This is a genomic window from Endozoicomonas sp. Mp262 (assembly GCF_025643335.1).
In the GTDB taxonomy this organism is placed as follows: Bacteria; Pseudomonadota; Gammaproteobacteria; order Pseudomonadales; family Endozoicomonadaceae; genus Endonucleibacter.
Genome location: NZ_CP092489.1, coordinates 1,542,234 through 1,561,737, shown reverse-complemented (window position 1 = coordinate 1,561,737; position 19,504 = coordinate 1,542,234). Strand labels below are relative to the sequence as shown.

The window sequence follows — 19,504 nt, the reverse complement described above, 5'->3', positions numbered from 1 at the left end:
ATTTTATCACCATAATGTAAAACTCACGAATAGAACCACATTTTTTATAAAAACCAATTTTATATGAATTAAAAAAATATTACTTTTTCCACATCAGGTAATAAAATCAAGCATAAACAAATGATAATAACATTTTGGTAATAAAGATCATGACAGCATTCAAGAACTCACCTAGCCGCCAAGTGGCTCACATAATAGTATTTTTATTTACCTCCCTGTTTTTATTTACCCCAAACCATTCACATTCATCCATCAATAGCTTATTAAAACCTGGTCATACCCATTACTTTTCCACTTATCGTAAAGAGTTATACACAGCTTTATATGCCACTGGAATTTCCGAAAAACACACTTCAGCTATGGTCTGGATTGAACAAATGGAGTATTTGCTTCATTCCATGGAAAGCAATGTACTACAAGCTGAACTAGGATTGAAACACGCTGTACATTCTAGAAATACCGAACTGATAAATAGAGTGAGAATCCATATCGCTAACACACTGGCAACTTTAAAAAACAACGTTAACAATTACCATGCAAGTCTGTCTGTTCATAATCATAAAAACCAGAGTTACCCATCAATACAAGAATCATGGGTAGAACTCTTCCATCTTTTTGAGTTAATTGATGATAAAATACCGGATATGGGTGATAGTGATGAGGAAATTTCTAGCTGGTTAGACTCAAAAAAAGAGGATACTCAAAGGCTGAAAAAAACAGATTTTTTACAAGGCATTCAGTCATGGGCTGAACCAGCTGATCAAGATGTAATAGTACCGTCATTTCCATTTCGAAGAGGGTACGTAAAACGGGCTATAGACCAAGCTATCCGATTTTTTATTAAAGAGAAAACATCTCTTCCAGATAACTGGACCCTTTCCCCCCGCATGACCGAAATACAAGCGTTTCCCTTTCTTGGATACACAGGGAGTCAAAGTAGGAACTCCTCGATACCGATTGTGACAAGCGCACCATCTCAATATAGATCCATATTATCTAACCAGCCCCCTCCCTCTAATAGTAACCTTGGGCACCAGCAGCCTCTGGAACATTGTCAAAACAGGACTCCTTCTACTCAACACTACCCAGAGCATAGTGGCAGAAATGGTATTAGATACCCACATTATCAGACAATGAAAGATCGTATAGATTCATTTAGAAACGCACCTAATCATTTAAATTCAGAAAGCATGGCGAAAGCAGGTCTCTTTTACACAGGCCAAGACGACCTATGCCGTTGCTTTAACTGTGGCATTGGGCTTAAAGACTGGAATTACGACAATAACCCTATACTCGAGCATTACCAGCACTCCAAAACATGTCTGCACATTAAAGAACTCTATAATCCAAGGCATCTAGAATATTCAACTTATGACATCCGCTGCTCTTCATTTACCGGGTGGCCCTGCCATGTATCACAAACCCCTCAACAACTAGCTGAGGCCGGCTTTTATTATACTGGCTGTAGCGATATAGTTCGTTGCTTCTATTGTGATGGAGGCTGCCAACGTTGGGATCCAGAAGATGACCCATGGATCGAACATGCTCGCTGGCACCCTGGATGCCAATTTGTCAAAATAATAAAAGGGGAAGATTATATTCAGTTGGTTGCTGCTTCGTACAATCAAGGCGAAGCAGAACTTGGAGAAATTCCAACCAGTTCTAACCAAGCCAATGCAAAACAACCAGCAGAAACAAAGGCCTTGATAGAAATGGGCTATAATCAGGAATATATAGATAAGGCTATAAAGAAACTCCGCGCAAAAGGCCATGATATAAATCCGGCAACGATCATAGACGAAATAGAGACGTTAAAAATATCAGATAGCACAAACAATCCGGCTATAACATCTTCCTATGAAGATCCACCACCAAATGAAACGCCAGAAGAAGAAAATAAGCGTTTAAAATCGAATATAAGATGCAATATGTGCAATAAAAATGATATTGATGCACTATTTTTACCTTGCACACACCACAAATTATGCATGGAATGCGCCAAAACGCTTACACATTGCTCCATTTGCGGCAGATCTATCCAGGAAAAAATTAAAACATTTATGTCAAATAGAATGCAGATCCCAGAGCAAGTAAAACCAGAACAAATGCTCGCTTTTATTGATGGTTGCTTTCTTCAAAATATATCCGAAACAGTATCATTTAAGACAGCTCATCAACGCACCTGCTATGGAACAGGCCACCAGGCTGTTTTGCATAACAGATCACTGATACAGTGGAGTAGACACAATAATAACAGGGCTGAATTATGGATAATGCTGATCAGATCCAGACCATGCGAAGCCTCTCTCCTGCCCGTAAGAGTACCGACGCCACAAGTGCCGGGGAGCTTGCAGATGAGCAGCTGATTCATTTCGGTATAGCGCCTTCTTCAGAGTTTGGCCAGGCCTTACTAAAAGTAGTGGCTAACCTTTACCAGACCGCAGGGCATATCAGTCAACTGGCTGAAATCACCAAAACCACCCTTGAGGCGTTACCCCATACTGACCGGGTCAGCTACTTTAATGCCAAAAAATTTCTTTGCTTCCAGCTAGCCAAGCTGATTGACTCTCTACAGCCCGGCTTGCGCACCAGTTACAAACACCTTGGCTTTGACCGCCGTACTCACCTGGCCAAAGGTGATTACCCGCTGTTTGCCAATGTTGGCACACTGTTTTCCGCCTCACCTGCCATTGTCCGGACAGCCACTTACCTTTATGCCTGTACCGAGTGGGTCGATGATGCCTTTCACGGTCGGGAAAGTACCCACCCCATCTATTCAAGGCTTCTCAACCCCACCTCTATTGCTCTCTCTAACACCATGGTAGAACTGGAAGCAGGCCCGTATTCCAGCGAATATCTCGCCTGGAATTTCAATAGCGGCATGGCAGCTATTGATGCTATTTTGAGCAACCAATTAAAGCGGGACGATATACTGGTTGTCTCCAGAAATATTTACGGCGGTAGCCACCAGCTGCTTCATGATTACTTTGCCCGGGAAAACCGTCTGAATATCCAGCTGGAATGGTTTGATGGCTTTAGTGGGGATCAGTTTGAACGTTTTTTAAAAACAATTAAACAACACTATAAGAGCAAACTGGATTCAGGTTCACAGCTCCATATTTACCTTGAGTCTCCCTGCAACCCCCACGGAAATATGCTGGATGTGCCTGCCATCTGTGATATTGCTCACCGGGATAATCATAGTGTTATGCTGGATTCCACCCTGGCGACCCCAATTCTCAATAAACCTCTTCAAAGAGAGAATATTTCTGAACGACCGGATTATGTTATCCATAGCTATACCAAGGATCTGGCAGGTAGTGGCAATACCACCGCCGGCGTTGTTATTGGTGAAAGTCACAAGATGTTTATACCCAAGGGCAGCACCCATAACAACATCAGCTGGGAACAAACGCTGTTTTGGGACGTTTACTATATCAAAGGCGCTTTTCTTGATGCAGATAAAGCGGCAGAAGTACTGAACGGTATTAAGACTTTAGAAAACCGGATGCTATCCAAGTGTATTAATACCCTGATATTTACCCGTTACCTGGACAGCCACCCTGCCATTTCTGTCAATAGCCATGCCCTGGAAAGTCACCCTAATGCCAGTTTGCGGAAAAAAAATTTATACCTTGGTTTACCCAGCCCATTATTTTCCATTGATTTTGAACAGGCCCAACTTCCCAAAGAAGCATTTGTCCGTTTTTTTGATGCATTAGCCCCTGCCTTTGGTCATATGGTTAGCCTTGGCCAGAACGACACCCTAATGCTGTGCCCAGCGCTCACATCCCACTCGGAGCTGAGCCCTGAGGCTCTTAAGCACGCTGAGATACACCCAACAACTATCCGGGTAGCTATGGGAGGGGAAAACCCCAGAGATCTTATTAACCATTTCAGGGAAGCCGCCCGTCTTCATCTTGATACAGCCAGTAATGATTTCTCCTCAGGATTTATGACAGAATCAGCACTTGAAAAGTTAATTGGTTCAATCACTTTAACAGTCTATAAACAACATCTCGACTATCAAGCAGAGAAGGCTAAGAACTAATAATACAGCTAAGAAAAAGGCGACCCAGTGGTCGCCCTCTTAGTTAATACCGCAGACTGTTTTATGCGGCGGCAGGCTGTAATTTCCCTTTCGCCTTTTTACCCTTACCTTGAAAGATCTGGTTAAAGGCAACAGCCATCAGGATAACGGCCAGAGCCGCCCAGGTATTGATTGGCAGCGCTTCATTATTGATAGTGGCTCCCAGTAGCACACCGATCATTGGTACCAGGTAATTGTTCAAAGAGGCGAATACCGGGCCAGCATCACGAATCAGCATCATGTACAGGAAGTAAACCAGTCCGGCACACATGGTTCCAAGGTAAAGGATAGCCATCATGCTGGAAGCCGTAGGTTGTACTTCACTGATCGGAGACATAATCATAGCCACGACCAAAATCTGAACAGTAGAGGAAGCTAATATATTGCGGGCAATAATCAATGGATTTTCAGTACTCACGCCCTTGAGCAGCAGCAATGCCACAGCAAAACAGCCAGAAGCAAAAATAATAGCTGCTGCACCCAGCAGGTTTGTATTACCACTGTCGGATACCAGCTCGGGATAGAACAGAATAACCAGGCCACAAAACCCAAGAATGACACTGCCCAATCCAGCGGCAGTGATCCGTGAGCCTTTGATAACCAGAGGCGCCAGAATAACAGTAAAGAAAGGAATGGTTCCCATCAGAATCGCAGCCACCGCAGTATCCAGATATTGCTGTCCCCAGGCCACCAGCACAAAAGGAATGGTTGCTTCCAGCAAACCAATTAAGCTAAAGCTGAACCACTGACCACCTTTGCCCTTCAGTCCCAACGCCTTACAAATAAGAAACAGGGTCAGGAAACCAACCATAGAACGGCCTGCGCCTACCCAAACAGCTGGCAGATCAGTCACTGCCATCTGCTGAAAAATAAACTGTGAGCCCCAGATGCTCCCTATACCCAACAGGAAAAGATAATTTCGCAACATAGATAGACCACCCTTCAGGATCAAACAGTATTCATCAGGATGCGACTTATCTGGAATCCTCTTCATGTTCCAGTTTGTTGCCATTGATATGAATACTGTCTCTACAAGTTAAATAATGGTGGCGATTTTATGGCTCCTTCTATTATTGATAAAATGAAACCTCACCATTCAACTATGAATGATATCGATATATAGAGAACACGCCCAGATGACTGACATCAACCGCATTGACCTTAATCTACTCAGAGTCTTTGACCTGCTAATGACAGAAGGAAGTGTCAGCCGGGTTGCGGTTCAATTAAAGCTGTCACAATCCACCATCAGCCATGCCCTGGCTCGCTTGCGCAGGCAATTTCAGGACGAACTTTTTTTACCCGTGCATGGCGGAGTCGCGCCAACAGAACAAGCCAGGGCAATGGCACCTGTTATTCGTCAGGCCATGCTATTACTGGATCAGGGACTTAACCGGAGGCCCGTCTATAACCCTGCTGAGAGTCAACAAAAATTCCGTTTGGCGGGGGGAGATTATGTAGAATTAATGCTGCTTCCAGTACTTATGGAACAACTGGAACAAAATGCACCGGAAATCAGGGTAGAACTGGAAAGCCTGAAGGCCAGTGACTACGCCCGTGAGCTGGAGAGCGGTGAAGTGGATCTGGTCATCGGCTTTGAGCAACCCGACCACCTTTCCCACCGGCTTAGACACAGCTTCTTTCTGGATGAAGAACTGGTTGTGGTTTCTTCAACGCCACTGACAAAGGCCTTTAGTCCCGTCACTGCCGAGCAAATACAATCCCTGAAGTTTATTTACCCATCCAACTGGGGACATTCCCAGGCATTAATGGATCAATGGTGCCAACAGCAGGGGATAGAAAGGAATATTGCAGTCAGGGTCACCGGTTTTGTTGCTGTGCCACGGCTGATGCAGAAGCTGGACATGGTGACAGTACTCCCTTCTGCTGTGGCAAAATACTACCAACGGTGTTTTAACTTTACCTGGCACCCTTTAGCCAACACTCATTTAACCTATCGTCACCAGCTGGCATGGCACCCTTTAAAAGACAGTGACCCCGGCTTGCTCTGGCTAAGAAAGCAGATACTTGAAGCGGCAAAGATAATTAGTCCGGAGAGTGGACTATCTTGCACATGCGATCCACTTTCTTCTCAATAGCCTTAACACTGGAACGTTGAAAGATGAGCTTACTGCCTTTTTCCGGGTACAGATAAAGTTGCTTCCCATTTCTCTCCACCCGGAGTCTTTCATTTTTACCAGAATCTCCGGCATCAGAAATCAAGTACCAGTTTTTATCTGCAAGGTTATACTCTATAGCCCCAGCGGTAACATAATCAGTGCAGCCATAGCCAAAGTTTCGTTCAAGGACAACGAGCATATAGCCATTGTCACTGCATAATGTGCTATCACCATTGGTCACCGCTTCCCGACAGGCTATCAGTCCTCCGGCCACCAGATTTTCCTGCATATCCTGCGGGTTAAGCAGCAGCCACTCGCCGTAAGGCGTTTGATCGGCTTCCTTTTGGGAGATGGCCTTTTGCCCTGAGGGTGCAGAACAGCCCTGTAACAACAGGGCCATGCTAAACAAAAAAACAGCAATAACCTGCTGATAAGTCACCTTTTCATTCAGCATAGTTTGTCAACCTCAGGAAAGCTGATATCCATAACACCAAACAGGCCATTAACAATGGCATCAACAGCCTAGTACATAATTGCCGTGGCTGGGCTAAAATTTCTTTTCAGGATCAATTATCCAAGCCTCCCAGTAAGATATATTTCATCTCCAGATAGTCTTCCAGGCCATATTTTGACCCTTCCCGTCCTACACCTGATTCTTTATACCCTCCAAAGGGAGCCACTTCTGTGGAGAGTATGCCTTCATTCACTGCAACCATACCGTATTCAAGGGCCTCAGCTACCCTGAACACTCGCCCTAAATCACGGGCATAAAAATAGGAAGCCAGCCCATACTCTGTGGCATTAGCCAGAGCAATAACCATCTCTTCATCCTTAAAACGAAATACCGGTGCCACAGGCCCAAAGATTTCCTCTCTAAAGCACTGCATATCCTTTGACGCATCAGCAATGACGGTTGGCTCATAAAAGTTACCACCCAAAGCATGAGAACGTCCTCCCGTTAAAATACGTCCCCCTTTTGATACCGCATCATTAATATGCTCACTCACTTTAACCACTGCCGCCCTGTTAATCAGAGGCCCCTGGGTATACTCTCCATCAAGGCCAGGCCCCACAGTTAACTTATTGACCTCTGAAGTGTATTTTTCAACAAACTCATCATAGACAGGATCCTGCACAAAAATCCGGTTGCTACAAATACAGGTTTGTCCGGCATTACGAAACTTTGAGGCAATAGCCCCTGCCACGGCTTTATCAATATCGGCATCATCAAATACGATAAAGGGTGCATTCCCGCCCAGCTCAAGGGATACTTTCTTCACTGTATCGGCACATTGCTTAATCAATAATTTGCCAACAGGCGTTGACCCTGTGAAGGAAAGCTTTCTAACGGTTGCATTAGACGTCATCTCTCCCCCCACTTCAGCAGGGCGGGCGGTAGTGACGATATTAAAAACACCTTTTGGAATTCCTGCCCGTTCAGCCAGTTCCGCCATGGCTAAAGCTGATAAAGGGGTATCTTCAGCCGGTTTAATGACAATAGTACACCCCGCAGCTAATGCTGGCGCTGCCTTGCGGGCAATCATGGCATTAGGAAAATTCCAGGGAGTGATCGCTGCCACCACACCCACAGGCTCTTTAGTGACCATAATTCGTCGGCCCGGCAAATGAGCAGGAATTATCTCTCCGTAAGCTCTCTTGCCCTCTTCAGCAAACCACTCAATAAAAGAGGCACCATAAGCAATCTCTCCCCGGGATTCCGCCAAAGGCTTGCCTTGTTCTGCCGTCATAATTCTTGCCAGATCTTCCTGATTCTCCAGAATCAGGTCATGCCAGCGTTTCAGAAACTCTGCCCGCTCTTTTGCGGTTTTCTTTCGCCAGGTTAGCAGTGCTTTTTCCGCTGCTGCAATCGCAATTGCGGTATCACTGGCACCAAGATCAGGCACACTGGCAATTTGTTCTCCATTAGCAGGATTAATCACCACATGATATCTATCACTGTCCAGCCAGTTCCCATTAATATAAGCCTGCTGTTTAAGCAGCTCGCCATCTTTTAACTTCAACACGGCATTAAGTCCTGAAAAAGGAGACATTTTATCAAATCTTAACAGAGCCAGTGTAACTTATGCTATTCACTGCCACTTTACTTCTTGTAACAACTTTTTAGCACTGGGTCTTTTTTTTTGGTCTGGATGAAACATTTCAGTAATTAATTGGAAGTTTTCTAAAAAAAAAGGATCTATAGAAACGCCTCTACTGCCTAAAAACCTAATCAAATAAGCCTTAAGAAAATGATAAACCGCCAGTTCGCTATAATATGCATATGAACAAAGCATCTGTAACCAGTTCATAGAATAACCATAGCATTCTAACTCTTTACGAAAACTACTCATTTCAAGCTCACCAAAAAAAACCTTATTAATCTCTGTATTTAAAGCCTCGGAAAACTCTTTACAGGACTCATCATAAAACCCTTTTTCAAAAATCTTATCTATACGTAAAAAAAGTGATAATACAATCACACCGGCAGACCATATATCTGACTCTGCGGTAGGTTTATTTCCTCTTCTAACAAAAGGATCAATATGATATTCAAACCGTCTCCATTCAATATTTTTTGAATAAACTTTAAACACTCATCACACCCTATCGAAACTGCCCTCCCAAAATCAGCAAGAACAATATCTACCCCTTTTAAAAAAATATTATCGAGTTTCAAATCCATATGAAGAATATTTCTTTGATGAATATATTTCAAAGCCTCCAAAAGTTGAGCAAATACTGTTTTTCCATCAAGCTCCCCTCCTAAGTTAACCTTCTCAAGCAGATCGATATTACAAGCCTCGATCGACAAAAAAGCATTGCCATTATCATAAAAACCTAATGGCTTTATCACTCGTTCATTATCTAAATAATATAATACAGCCGCTTCCCTGATTAAATCGCAACGGGTATCACGCTGACCTCGCTTTATTTTTTTACCCTGCATCATGATAATATCTTTTAAGGTAGTATTATTTTCTGTTGGCCCGACATTGATTTTCTTTGAGCACTTAATAAAACTAGTTCCATTTAACCCAAGAAAAAAATCTCCCTGTCCGCCAGAATGCCCTATGATAGAAAAATCCTTGCAACTGCAAATATCACTTGAAATACTATCTGCGCACGAAGCTAAATTCTGATTAGCAAAACATAGTGGACACCCTTCGAGTGGAGCAGCAATGCAAAATCCATAAAAGTCCCTTAAAAAAAATAACATCATAGGTATAAGCAGTCTATTAAACAGGGTGTATAGGCTCAAGCCATTTATTATTGACAACAAAAACATTCCCAGATTAGTAAAACAACAATTATTCATATTAATAAAAGTAAAATTCACATACCACATTAGTAGAAATAACCAGCACTTCTATAACATAGCAATACCAGTAAGCTATGCTTTGATAAAATCACTTCCTACAGATAATTCAATCCCATGAGCAATGAACGTCGAATTTGTGATATTGAATCCGCATTGTTGCGGTTAGAGGAAAGCCTTGGACAACTGACTAATGATCTGAAACTTTATCACCGGGTCACCCTTGACCGGCTAAAACCTATACAGGCCAAAAGTGAGAAACTTGAATCAAAACTGGAGGTACTGGCTCAAACAAGCGAGATGAACTTGCGAGCCACTCAGAAACTGGATAGTCACCATACAAAATTAAGTGAGCATATAGCCATTATCAGGGAGCAAATAAACCTGTTCTCAAATCAGTCAGAGCAACGACACCATAGCCTTGATCAACGTATAGTAAAAATTGAGCGACGGTTTGATAGTATTTCAAATCGCTTTGATCATATACAAAAAAACATCAATGACCATTTCACAGCCCTTCACAGAACCATTGAAGAGCGGTTTGCTCATATTGATGACCGAATGAACCGTATTCATCATCTGCTGAGAGAGCAGTCCATCGCCATAGACCATAAAAAAGCTGAAAGTAGCCCAGACCACCCTACTAATACCAACTGTGCCTGATTTTTATCCTGCCATTGATAAATATTTCACCTCTTGCAGCTTTGACCTAACCACTTTTAGCTGTACCATCGGACTGCTTTTTAGAACCCTTCCTATAAATAAATTAAAAAGGATATAAAATGAACAAAATCAAGGTATTTCTAATTACTCTTGTTACACTCACACTCAGCATATCACTGGCCCAGGCCGGTCAATGGCAGTGGGAAAAGCTGGGAGAAAGGGCAGTAACCCATAAAATAACCAAGGGGGAGATTAATATAGGGCTTGGGGATGGCCGCTATGATGCTCTACCAGCAATTCCCGCAAACCAGATTCCGGCTGGCACATTTTCAGTTAATTAAAAATGATTTTATCGCGGATGAACAGAGCCAGACTGCTGCTATATCGGCAGTCGGTTTTAATGACAGGTAACACAGGTCACAGGGCTAACATCAACGCTCTATGTCGTATCGACAGTCAGCAACTTCAAGCTCACACTTCGCCCTTCAATGATAGCTGTAAATACGTCTGTCCAGTTATCAATGCAGAACCAGTCAAACAGCCCTCGTATGGCATGCCAGAATGCCTTTTTAGACTTTTTTATCTTGAGCGCTTCCTGGAAGAGCTTGCAAGACAGTTGTTCTATCTGGTTGATGAGGAAGGCCGTAAAAGTCAGGCATGCCAGATTGCTGGCCAGATGCTGCTTTCCGTGCCCGTAATTGTGTTCGAGATGGTAGCCCTGTGTTTTCAGTGTATTGAACGTTTCGTTTTCAATTTTCCATTTAGCGCGTGCTCCTCGCATGAATTTATTCACGTTCTCGGCTGAAAGCTCAATGTCCGTGACCCAGGTGTTGACGTACTTCTTGTTGCCCTCTGGATCAATTTCTATATATTCGAGAAAGTTAACCAGCACATCCGGGTGTGACTTGTTAATGGGGGCACCATTCACAAACCGGAACCAGTGCGTAAACCCTTTATCATCGGTATATTCATAGCGCACCACTTTGTCTGCACAATCCAGCTCATCGACGGCCTGGTATAACGACTCATGGGTTGAATCCTTTGCCACCATAATGAAGCTATAGCCAAAGGACTTTACCAACTTGATGGTCGGTCCATCTGAGTACAGGTCATCAAAAGTCAGAACCAGTGGCAGGTGCGGATGCTCTCTGGATAAATTCGCCAATAGCCGCTTGAGCGCTACCTTCTCACAATCATTCTTTGACGCATCAACTTGTTTGATGATGGGTTCAGGCATTAAAGGTAATACTTCTTTCTTGCCCGGCTTTACCAGACAGCAGGCCAGTAACTGATGGTAGTATTGCGGATTTTTGCTGCCTGGCTTTTTTACACAACACTCAGGACAACTAATCTTCCCTGAGCAAAAGTGCCCCGTACCATCGATAGGCGCAAGATACCCTTCCTCAAAATAAGTGAACTGCTTAAGCCGCCCAGATCGTTGCACAAAGGCAAACAGGCGGGTAAAGAACTTCCTTAAATAGCGTGTTTCGATAGGGTCAATCAGATCCCTCAGATAGGTATCACTGGGGACACAGCTGACATTGTACATCGACTTTAAGTTCTTGAGCCTATCTGGGTTATTGACACAATCCTGATCAAAAGCCAGTAATGAAGGGTATTTCAGGTGCATGACTGCCAGGCCACTCATGACCGCATCATGAAGGACAATTTTGTCATGTTGGCTTTTCTTGCGAAAGTCTGGAATTTGACCCGCTTCATCAGAGACTATTTTGAGCAGTTTTTCAGCAATGGTTCTTGGTTTCGTTAGCGGCACAACATGAGCATCGTTATTATTATTGTGGTGAAATTCTACCGGATAGTCTGCGATTTTAGCAAGAGGCTACCAAGCTACAGCCCTTGTTATTAAGGGCTTTAATCAAGTCTGCGGGAATTGCTGATGCTCTACAGCTTAAAGTTAATGGTGCCGCCGTTAATTTTAAGAAAGTAGAAGTAAACTACTATATTGGCAAGAGTGAAAAGCTTGATATCCGCAAATTGATTAATGATGGTGGCCGTACAGAACCCCTGAACCTTTCTGGTAAAGCACGGGCCATTAAAAGTGTTGAGTTCTGGTATGAAACCCGTTCAGGAAAAGGTGCAAGGGTCACGCTTTGGGGACGAAAGGCTTAAATATACCTGATATTGCCTGGTTCCCGGCATCACTAAGCTGTTGCCAAAGGCGTTTCTGGAGCTATGAAGGACACGAAGAATTTTAGTGTCCTTCATAGTCAAAAGAACTCAATACAGGCTGATCATATAATCTCTGGCCCTCAGTTTTTTCTTGATAGCCCCATGTCCCTTAAGAAACTGGGTAAATCGGTCATATCGACCAATATCCTTTGCAGCGGGTCGCTTGGCAAAATAGGGAACTGTATCAAACCATGCTCGTTTATTGAGTTCGTTATCCAGCTGCTTTGGGTTGTAGTCCCTGAAAATTTTCCAGGCCTCTTCCGGATTATTGGTAATATACTGAGTCCCCAGTTCCACACCCCGGAGAAAACGCCTGATGGCCTCCTTATCATTTTTGTTTTTATTGGCAATAAATATCAACTCATCATAAGGAGGCACGCCATTTTCCTCATAGTAAAACATCTTGCCTTTTGCACCATGCATCGCCAGGACATTCATTTCGAAATTACGGTAAGCTCCCACCACAGCATCCACCTGACCACTCATTAGGGACGAGGACAAATTCCAGCCAACATTCACCACCTTGATATCCTTTGAGCTGAATCCATAGGGCTTGAAAATTTCATCCAGCTTAGGAAACTCAGTACCGTTAGAGCTCATGCCAATAGTCTTGCCCTTCAGGTCAGCAAGGCTTTTCACAGGCCCATCATCCAGGGTAATAACCCCATCCAGGGTATTGGCGATTAGAGTACCAGCCCATATCAATGGAAGCCCCCGTTCAACCCCATGAATCAGACTTGGCTGATAATAAACCGCTAAATCAACATCACCTGCTGCCACTAACTTTGGAGGCAAGTTGGGATCAGCGGGTTCCTGAATCTTTACCTTCACACCTAACTGATCGAAATAGCCTTTTTGCTGGGCAATAATAATAGGGCCATGATCTGGATTCACGAACCACTCCAGCATCAGGTTAAGTTCTTTTGTATCCTTCTCTTTCTTCAACGATGGCATTGCTGCTTTTTTAATATCTTTCACGTTTGCTTCATCGGCCATAGCCATCACAGGCAGAAAGCAAAACAGCAGCATAAAGGCTAACTTCAGTCTTTTAGTCATAGGATGAATTTCTCAGGTAGTAGGGGCTGTTGACAATGAAACATTAATGTTTCGCTGTTTCCTGCTGCCAGGGAATCAACCAACGCAGAAAACCATCGGTAAGGAAGTAAAGGCTGACAGAACAAAAGGCTAAAACAGAAAGTGCTGCAAACATCTGGTCTACCCAGAGGCGAGCATTAGCCTGTAACATCATATAGCCTAATCCGGCACTGGAACCCACCCATTCCCCCACCACAGCACCAATGGGTGCCACCACAACAGCTACTCGAAGCCCGGATGCCAGAGCAGGCAAGGCGGCAGGCCAGCGAATATTTTTCATAATGGCGTAGCGACTTCCCCCCATGGTTTGCGCCATATCCAGCCAGTCCTGGTGGGTATGCCTGAGTCCGTCATAGCAACAGGTCGCCACAGGAAAAAAGATCATAAGAATGGTCATAACCACTTTTGAAGCTAATCCATAGCCCAGCCAAAGCATCAAAATCGGCGCCATGGCAAAGGTAGGAATAGCCTGGGTAATTAGCAGAATCGGTAATAACCAGGGCCGTAGCGGTGTGAAATACACCAGTATCACCGCAAGAATAACGCCAAATAACACTCCGAGAATTAAGCCCATCAACATCTCTGACAGTGTGATCAGTGTGTTTTCCCATAACAGCTCGGCATTATCATAGATACTGAAAACCACTTTATCGGGACCCGGCAAAATATAGGATGGAATTTCCAGAGTGATCACAAGTACTTGCCAGATCACCAATAACCCCAAAAAAACAATCAGTGGTTTAAATGTGTCACGCATGTTAATTATTCAGCCTCATGTTCTTCATAGCGCAGGCGATCCAATAGCTGTCCCTGTAGCTTCATAAGACTACTGTCTTCCAGTGACCGGGGCGTTTGTCCTGGTGGTTCGATGGCATCGGTGAGTGAAACGGGTTGACCACGTAGATGATAGACCTGATGTCCCAGTCGCAATGCTTCCAGTGGGTCATGGGTAATCAACAGTACCGTTCTGTTTGCCAGCAGTTCACAGGCAAGATCCTGAAGGTTCAGCCGGGTAATGGCATCCAATGCACCAAAGGGTTCATCCATTAACACCAGTGGACGGTTTTCCATTAATGTCCGGGCTAAAGCAGCGCGCTGTCGCTGACCTCCGGAAAGGTTTTGCGGTAACTCGCCTGCTTTATCCTGTAAACCTACCCGCTGGAGAATATGGCAAGCCCTCTCCTTCACTTCAGGCTTGAGACGGCTTTTACGAAAAAAAGGCGTCCTTAGTTTTTCCCCCAAGGTGATATTGTCTAAAACACTGAACCAGGGTAATAACAGATCCTGCTGTGCCATCCAGGCAATCCGGCCTTTAAGGGGAAAGCCATCCTCACAGGTTACCGATCCCACTGTATGGACATTTGATCCTGTGGATAAACCGGCAATAAAACGCAGCAGGCTGGTTTTACCAACGCCGCTGCCTCCAAGAAGGCAAGTCCAGCGTCCTCCCTGAAGCCTTAGGTCAAGGCAGGAAAAGATGCGTTGCTTGCCATAAGACAGCCCGGCGTTTTTTACAATGACATCGAACATGACTTACCAGTTTCGATAAAAGTGGTGAACAGGACCATGACCTTTACCAATGGTCAACTGATCGGCATTGGCAATCGCTTCTGCGATATACTCTTTACCTCCACGCACCGCTTCAGACAAGCTATAACCTTGGGCCAGCAAGGCCGTGATGGCTGAAGACAATGTACAGCCTGTGCCATGGGTATTTCGGGTTTCAACCCAGGGGGCTTCCAGTTGATGAAGGGTCTGGCCATCATGAAACAGGTCAATGGCCTTATCACCCGCCAGATGTCCTCCTTTTAACAGCACTGCTTCACTACCCAGCGCCATCAAGGGTTCCATCATATCCATCATCTCACTCAAGCTTTCGGGTCTTTTACGATCCAGTAAAACAGCCGCTTCAGGTAAGTTGGGAGTGATCAGATTAGCTTTTGGAATGAGTGCATGTTTCAAACAATGAATGGCATGTTGTTGCAACAGTACATCACCACTGGTGGCCACCATCACTGGATCAACCACAAGGTAAGGCGGCGCGTATTTTTCTATGGCATCAACAACCGCCTCGATCACGCCGGTATGACTAAGCATGCCCACCTTCACGGCCTTGATATCAAGATCTGAAAACACGGACTGTAGCTGCTGCACAATAAATTCCGGATCCACATTAAAAATACCCTGAACACCCCGGGTATTTTGGGCAGTCAGCGCTGTAATGACGCTACAGCCATAGGCACCAAGCGCAGAAAAGGCCTTCAGATCAGCCTGAATACCCGCGCCGCCGCCACTGTCAGATCCGGCAATTGTAAGAGCAATAGGAGACATACCGTCAAGAAACTCCTGCGTTATTATGGATAAAAATACGGTCAGCTCAGAAGCTGTTTGGCGAGGAATTTTCTGGCGGAATAAATCTTGAAGCAGCCCCTTTATCAGGGAGCTTCTTGAGGGGTCCGTCGGTTTCCTACGCCAGTATGATCTGGATCAGGTTCAATGGGTTCAGCTTGTTGCTGTCTCAGTTACCGGTACAAAAGCCACCAGCAACACCCCAACCAACGGTGGGAAAGTCTATGGACTTTATAAGGCCATGTCCACAAGGCAAGGAAATTTGATATTCATTATCGCTGGCACCTTTTGCAGAAACAGGTACTGCGATTACCCAGCCTTATCTCTGTGATGGTATTGCCACACTTGACACAGTTTTGTCCGGCCCGACCATAGACTGCCAACTCCTGTTTAAAATAGCCTGGCTTGCCGTCCCCGCCAACAAAGTCCCGGAGTGTAGTCCCCCCCTGTTCAATGGCTTTCACCAGTGTTTCCCGGATGGCAATCACAAGCCTTTCGTACCGGGTCTGGGATATTTTGCCACAGGGACGATCAGGTCTGATGCCTGCTTTAAAAAGTGCTTCATTAGCGTAAATATTACCTACGCCAACCACCACATGATTATCCATGATAAATGTCTTAACGGCCTGGGTTCGGCCACGGGACATCATCAATAAACGCTGTGCCGTAAAATCATCACTGAGGGGTTCCGGCCCCAGTTTTTTTAGCAGGTCATGCTCCCAAAGTGGTTTCTCTGTCCAGAGAATGGCACCAAACCGTCGTGGATCGGTATAACGGAGTCGCTGGTTGTCAGACAGCACAATATCCACATGATCATGTTTGCCCACAGGCTGGTCAGGATCATTAAGGACGCGAAGACACCCGGACATACCCAAGTGAACGATTAAAGTCCCTTCGGCTGTTTCCAGTAACAGATATTTAGCCCGGCGACGAACATTATTGATCGTCGCCCCCGCCAAATGTTGGCTAAGATCATCAGGCACAGGCCAGCGTAAACGGTGCTGTCGCACAATCACTTCTTTAACCGTACGGCCTTTTATATGGGGCTCAATTCCCCTGCGGGTAGTCTCAACTTCTGGTAACTCTGGCATACAACCAACACTTCCTTCTCATACTATCAAGTATGATAAGAGCAATGGCTTTTTTTGTCGAAAGCACTGCATTAAATAAAAAGCATAGGTAAAAATCCCACTCATTATTTCGAAATATAACGACAAAGAAATTATATATTCACTGATAGAATAAAAAGCCCCGGCTTTTCTCTGGGAAACTGCCGGCATAAATTGCAGTGAGCAACAATGACAAAGAACGCTTCTATTTTTGTACGCTATTTCAGAGAGCTAAAAGAATTATTCTATCTTTCCGGCCCTATCCTGGGAGCCCAGCTGGCAACAACCGGCATGGGGTTTGTGGACACCAGTATGGCAGGCCAGTATTCAGCCGATGATCTTGCCGCCATCGCCATTGGAGCCAGTATCTGGGTTCCTGCCTACTTATTGATCCGCGGCATTATCATGGCCACCACACCGACGGTGGCTCACCTTTATGGTGCCGGCCGGACAGACAAAATAGGTTCACCGGTCAGACAGGCCAGCTGGATTGCCCTGGCACTGAGTTTGATTGGAATTTTATTCCTGTATAACTGTGGCTGGATTTTAAATTTATTGGATGTTCCGGCAGCCCTGGCTAAACGGACATCAGAGTACCTGATGGCATTGTCCTGGGGGATACCGGCTATCTGTCTGTATCAGGTATTGGCCTGTTATTGTGAAGGACAATCACAAACCAAACCCGCTATGGTGTTCAGCCTACTGGCTCTGCTGCTGAATATCCCTCTGAACTATATGCTGATATACGGCAATTTTGGTGTTCCTGAACTGGGTGGTGTTGGCTGCGGTTATGCGACCGCGGCCTGTTTTTGGTTAATGTTTTTGCTGATGTTTCTCTATACCCGCTTCAGCACACGGCATAAAGATATTGGCATTTATAGTCGCTGGGAAATGCCGGATAGCTCCACCATCATTAATCACCTTAAACTGGGTTTACCCATGGGCCTCTCCATCTTCTTTGAAGCCAGTATCTTCTCTGCAGTGGCCCTGGTTATTGGCAAGCTGGGAGCGGTCACTGTTGCCGGACACCAGGTTGCACTGAATTTCACCAGTATTACCTTTATGGTGCCATTGAGTATTTCCATGGGAATTACCATTCGAACCGGACAGGCTTTGGGTGCAAAAAAACCGGAAGATGCCGCCTTCGCAGGCTATGCCGGTATTTGCACAACATTGCTAAGCGCAAGTATCAGCGCATCAATTATGTTTTTTTTCCCGGAATGGATAACGTCTATTTATACCAAAGACCCGGCAGTGAGTGCCCTGGCAGCCGAACTACTGTTCTTCGCAGCTCTATTCCAGTTTGCCGACGGTATTCAGGTAGCCTCCAATGGTGCCCTCCGTGGCTATAAAGATACCCGGGTTCCCATGGTTCTCATTCTGGTTGCCTGCTGGTTTGTGGCCCTGCCCTTGGGTTATATGCTGGGCTTAACCCATATTATTACGGAACCCATGGGTCCCCATGGCTTATGGATCGGTCTGGTCACTGCTTTATCACTGGCTGCCCTACAATTGGCGATTCGATTCAGAATCATCAGCCGTAGAGAAATCAACAAAATGAATACAACTGATTTCAGCCGACAAATAGCGAGATAAAAACAACGGAGGTAAAAGAGCAGTAAAAGTGAAAGCAGCTATTATTTTGTTAAGAAACCGTTAAAGAGCACCATGTTACCCTATGTTACACAAGGCCTGGGAGCATATACGACAGCCTTAAGTCCAGGCTCCCGGGGGGCTTTCCTAATTAAATATATACCCAACCTCATTCATAAGCCCCCTGCCAGAATTTATCCCCACATGCCGGTGCAGGACAGTTAACATGAAATTTTTGGTTGTCGAAGATGATGACTTGTTGCGTCATCACATCCATTATCAGCTGGAAAACTCTGGTCATAAGACCTATGTGGTTCCTGATGCTGAAGAAGCCCTGGATATCCCTCAGCAGTCTGAAATTGATGCGGCCATTATAGATTTGGGACTCCCGGGAATCAGTGGCATAGAGCTAATCAGAACATTGCGACAACAGGGTAACGGCTTTCCTATTCTTATTCTGACTGCCCGAGGCAACTGGGAAAATAAAGTGACAGGCCTGGAAGCCGGTGCCGATGACTACATGGTCAAGCCCTTTCATATCGAAGAGTTAAAAGCACGACTAAATGCCCTGGTCAGAAGATCATCCGGTTTTAGCCAGCCATATATTACAGCAGGCCCTTTTACTCTGGATTTATCCAGGAAACAGGTGTTGGCTCATCAAACACCAATGACGCTCACAGCCTATGAATACCAGATCCTGGAATACTTAATGCGCCACAATCAGCAAGTGGTTAACAAACAGAAACTGATTAACATCCTTTATGAAAATGAAGGGCGCGACAGTAATGTACTGGAAGTTCTCATTGGTCGCCTGCGTAAAAAGCTGGAAGCCGCCGGCAATGTAAGCCCCATTGAAACAGTGCGCGGACAGGGCTATTTGTTCAACCTTTACTGTACTTAGAGCCTGTTTGGAAAGTAGTCTAAATTTGTACTTGCAATTTCAAGCCTAGAACTGGTTTAGTAATCTGAAGAGTTTTTG

At 44.9% G+C, this 19,504-nt stretch carries 19 protein-coding genes and 1 riboswitch; of the genes, 8 read left to right on the top strand and 11 right to left on the bottom strand.

The features are described 5' to 3' along the window. Positions 1 to 149 precede the first annotated feature (149 nt). On the top strand, positions 150 to 2,366 hold the full coding sequence (locus tag MJ595_RS06775) for a baculoviral IAP repeat-containing protein (RefSeq protein ID WP_263081677.1): 2,217 nt from the start codon (positions 150 to 152) through the stop codon (positions 2,364 to 2,366). Further along, positions 2,267 to 4,051, top strand: coding sequence for a PLP-dependent transferase (locus tag MJ595_RS06770; RefSeq protein ID WP_263081676.1), 1,785 nt, complete (start codon positions 2,267 to 2,269; stop codon positions 4,049 to 4,051). Before MJ595_RS06775 ends, MJ595_RS06770 begins: the two co-directional genes overlap by 100 nt. Before the next feature lie 61 nt (positions 4,052 to 4,112). On the opposite strand, the gene MJ595_RS06765 is transcribed toward MJ595_RS06770, so the two are convergent. After that, on the bottom strand, positions 4,113 to 5,084 hold the full coding sequence (locus MJ595_RS06765) for a DMT family transporter (RefSeq protein ID WP_263081674.1): 972 nt from the start codon (positions 5,082 to 5,084) through the stop codon (positions 4,113 to 4,115). 112 nt (positions 5,085 to 5,196) lie between these two features. On the opposite strand from MJ595_RS06765, the gene MJ595_RS06760 reads away from it, so the two are divergent. Next, the gene (locus tag MJ595_RS06760) at positions 5,197 to 6,189 is read left to right on the top strand and encodes a LysR family transcriptional regulator (protein ID WP_263081673.1); all 993 of its coding nucleotides are present in this window, start codon (positions 5,197 to 5,199) and stop codon (positions 6,187 to 6,189) included. Here the strand turns inward: MJ595_RS06760 and MJ595_RS06755 are convergent. The 4 genes from MJ595_RS06755 to MJ595_RS06740 all read right to left on the bottom strand — a co-directional run bounded on the left by MJ595_RS06755 (position 6,137) and on the right by MJ595_RS06740 (position 9,430). Then, complete coding sequence (locus MJ595_RS06755) at positions 6,137 to 6,664, bottom strand: hypothetical protein (RefSeq protein ID WP_263081671.1); 528 nt, start codon at positions 6,662 to 6,664, stop codon at positions 6,137 to 6,139. The two genes, MJ595_RS06760 and MJ595_RS06755, sit on opposite strands and share 53 nt — an antisense overlap. A gap of 112 nt (positions 6,665 to 6,776) precedes the next feature. Continuing rightward, positions 6,777 to 8,261: an NAD-dependent succinate-semialdehyde dehydrogenase gene (locus tag MJ595_RS06750; RefSeq protein WP_263081670.1), complete on the bottom strand. Its 1,485-nt coding sequence runs from the start codon at positions 8,259 to 8,261 to the stop codon at positions 6,777 to 6,779. 39 nt (positions 8,262 to 8,300) lie between these two features. Further along, complete coding sequence (locus MJ595_RS06745) at positions 8,301 to 8,690, bottom strand: hypothetical protein (RefSeq protein ID WP_263081669.1); 390 nt, start codon at positions 8,688 to 8,690, stop codon at positions 8,301 to 8,303. Beyond that, positions 8,687 to 9,430 carry a protein kinase gene (locus MJ595_RS06740; protein WP_263081668.1) on the bottom strand — a complete coding sequence of 248 codons (744 nt, stop codon included), beginning with the start codon at positions 9,428 to 9,430 and terminating at the stop codon, positions 8,687 to 8,689. Before MJ595_RS06740 ends, MJ595_RS06745 begins: the two co-directional genes overlap by 4 nt. A gap of 213 nt (positions 9,431 to 9,643) precedes the next feature. Between MJ595_RS06740 and MJ595_RS06735 the strand changes: the two genes are divergently transcribed. Both MJ595_RS06735 and MJ595_RS06730 read left to right on the top strand, forming a co-directional pair. After that, positions 9,644 to 10,189: a hypothetical protein gene (locus tag MJ595_RS06735; protein ID WP_263081667.1), complete on the top strand. Its 546-nt coding sequence runs from the start codon at positions 9,644 to 9,646 to the stop codon at positions 10,187 to 10,189. 119 nt (positions 10,190 to 10,308) lie between these two features. Then, positions 10,309 to 10,530, top strand: coding sequence for a hypothetical protein (locus MJ595_RS06730; protein WP_263081666.1), 222 nt, complete (start codon positions 10,309 to 10,311; stop codon positions 10,528 to 10,530). A 98-nt stretch (positions 10,531 to 10,628) separates the two neighbouring features. Here MJ595_RS06730 and MJ595_RS06725 read toward each other — a convergent pair whose 3' ends face one another. Continuing rightward, positions 10,629 to 11,963: a transposase gene (locus MJ595_RS06725; protein WP_263078000.1), complete on the bottom strand. Its 1,335-nt coding sequence runs from the start codon at positions 11,961 to 11,963 to the stop codon at positions 10,629 to 10,631. Positions 11,964 to 12,046: 83 nt separating this feature from the next. Here MJ595_RS06725 and MJ595_RS06720 point away from each other — a divergent pair, with 83 nt between their 5' ends. After that, a complete protein-coding gene (locus tag MJ595_RS06720; protein ID WP_263081665.1) occupies positions 12,047 to 12,319 on the top strand; it encodes a hypothetical protein in 273 nt (90 codons plus the stop codon). A 108-nt stretch (positions 12,320 to 12,427) separates the two neighbouring features. Here MJ595_RS06720 and MJ595_RS06715 read toward each other — a convergent pair whose 3' ends face one another. From MJ595_RS06715 to mutM, 5 genes are all read right to left on the bottom strand, one after another. Further along, positions 12,428 to 13,435 (bottom strand): ABC transporter substrate-binding protein, encoded by a 1,008-nt coding sequence (locus MJ595_RS06715; protein WP_263081664.1) that lies wholly within the window; start codon positions 13,433 to 13,435, stop codon positions 12,428 to 12,430. Positions 13,436 to 13,478: 43 nt separating this feature from the next. Beyond that, complete coding sequence (locus tag MJ595_RS06710; protein WP_263081663.1) at positions 13,479 to 14,231, bottom strand: ABC transporter permease; 753 nt, start codon at positions 14,229 to 14,231, stop codon at positions 13,479 to 13,481. 5 nt (positions 14,232 to 14,236) lie between these two features. Further along, on the bottom strand, positions 14,237 to 15,004 hold the full coding sequence (locus MJ595_RS06705; RefSeq protein WP_263081662.1) for an ABC transporter ATP-binding protein: 768 nt from the start codon (positions 15,002 to 15,004) through the stop codon (positions 14,237 to 14,239). A 3-nt stretch (positions 15,005 to 15,007) separates the two neighbouring features. Beyond that, positions 15,008 to 15,805: a bifunctional hydroxymethylpyrimidine kinase/phosphomethylpyrimidine kinase gene (gene thiD, locus MJ595_RS06700; protein ID WP_263081661.1), complete on the bottom strand. Its 798-nt coding sequence runs from the start codon at positions 15,803 to 15,805 to the stop codon at positions 15,008 to 15,010. A gap of 116 nt (positions 15,806 to 15,921) precedes the next feature. Continuing rightward, a riboswitch (TPP riboswitch) is annotated at positions 15,922 to 16,038 on the bottom strand. A 57-nt stretch (positions 16,039 to 16,095) separates the two neighbouring features. After that, a complete protein-coding gene (gene mutM / locus MJ595_RS06695; protein WP_263081660.1) occupies positions 16,096 to 16,914 on the bottom strand; it encodes a bifunctional DNA-formamidopyrimidine glycosylase/DNA-(apurinic or apyrimidinic site) lyase in 819 nt (272 codons plus the stop codon). Positions 16,915 to 17,121: 207 nt separating this feature from the next. Here mutM and MJ595_RS06690 point away from each other — a divergent pair, with 207 nt between their 5' ends. Together MJ595_RS06690 and MJ595_RS06685 are read left to right on the top strand one after the other, a co-directional pair. After that, complete coding sequence (locus MJ595_RS06690) at positions 17,122 to 18,528, top strand: MATE family efflux transporter (protein ID WP_263081658.1); 1,407 nt, start codon at positions 17,122 to 17,124, stop codon at positions 18,526 to 18,528. Between the two features lie 223 nt (positions 18,529 to 18,751). Beyond that, positions 18,752 to 19,426: a response regulator transcription factor gene (locus MJ595_RS06685; protein ID WP_263081656.1), complete on the top strand. Its 675-nt coding sequence runs from the start codon at positions 18,752 to 18,754 to the stop codon at positions 19,424 to 19,426. The last annotated feature ends 78 nt before the right edge of the window (positions 19,427 to 19,504 follow it).

Excerpts from the sequence above, each read along its gene's own strand:
- MJ595_RS06775 (WP_263081677.1), top strand. The coding sequence starts at position 150 with ATGACAGCATTCAAGAACTCACCTAGCCGCCAAGTGGCTCACATAATA.
- MJ595_RS06770 (WP_263081676.1), top strand. The coding sequence starts at position 2,267 with ATGGATAATGCTGATCAGATCCAGACCATGCGAAGCCTCTCTCCTGCC.
- MJ595_RS06765 (WP_263081674.1), bottom strand. The coding sequence starts at position 5,084 with ATGAAGAGGATTCCAGATAAGTCGCATCCTGATGAATACTGTTTGATC.
- MJ595_RS06760 (WP_263081673.1), top strand. The coding sequence starts at position 5,197 with ATGATATCGATATATAGAGAACACGCCCAGATGACTGACATCAACCGC.
- MJ595_RS06755 (WP_263081671.1), bottom strand. The coding sequence starts at position 6,664 with ATGCTGAATGAAAAGGTGACTTATCAGCAGGTTATTGCTGTTTTTTTG.
- MJ595_RS06750 (WP_263081670.1), bottom strand. The coding sequence starts at position 8,261 with ATGTCTCCTTTTTCAGGACTTAATGCCGTGTTGAAGTTAAAAGATGGC.
- MJ595_RS06740 (WP_263081668.1), bottom strand. The coding sequence starts at position 9,430 with ATGATGTTATTTTTTTTAAGGGACTTTTATGGATTTTGCATTGCTGCT.
- MJ595_RS06735 (WP_263081667.1), top strand. The coding sequence starts at position 9,644 with ATGAGCAATGAACGTCGAATTTGTGATATTGAATCCGCATTGTTGCGG.
- MJ595_RS06730 (WP_263081666.1), top strand. The coding sequence starts at position 10,309 with ATGAACAAAATCAAGGTATTTCTAATTACTCTTGTTACACTCACACTC.
- MJ595_RS06715 (WP_263081664.1), bottom strand. The coding sequence starts at position 13,435 with ATGACTAAAAGACTGAAGTTAGCCTTTATGCTGCTGTTTTGCTTTCTG.
- MJ595_RS06710 (WP_263081663.1), bottom strand. The coding sequence starts at position 14,231 with ATGCGTGACACATTTAAACCACTGATTGTTTTTTTGGGGTTATTGGTG.
- MJ595_RS06705 (WP_263081662.1), bottom strand. The coding sequence starts at position 15,004 with ATGTTCGATGTCATTGTAAAAAACGCCGGGCTGTCTTATGGCAAGCAA.
- thiD (WP_263081661.1), bottom strand. The coding sequence starts at position 15,805 with ATGTCTCCTATTGCTCTTACAATTGCCGGATCTGACAGTGGCGGCGGC.
- mutM (WP_263081660.1), bottom strand. The coding sequence starts at position 16,914 with ATGCCAGAGTTACCAGAAGTTGAGACTACCCGCAGGGGAATTGAGCCC.
- MJ595_RS06690 (WP_263081658.1), top strand. The coding sequence starts at position 17,122 with ATGACAAAGAACGCTTCTATTTTTGTACGCTATTTCAGAGAGCTAAAA.
- MJ595_RS06685 (WP_263081656.1), top strand. The coding sequence starts at position 18,752 with ATGAAATTTTTGGTTGTCGAAGATGATGACTTGTTGCGTCATCACATC.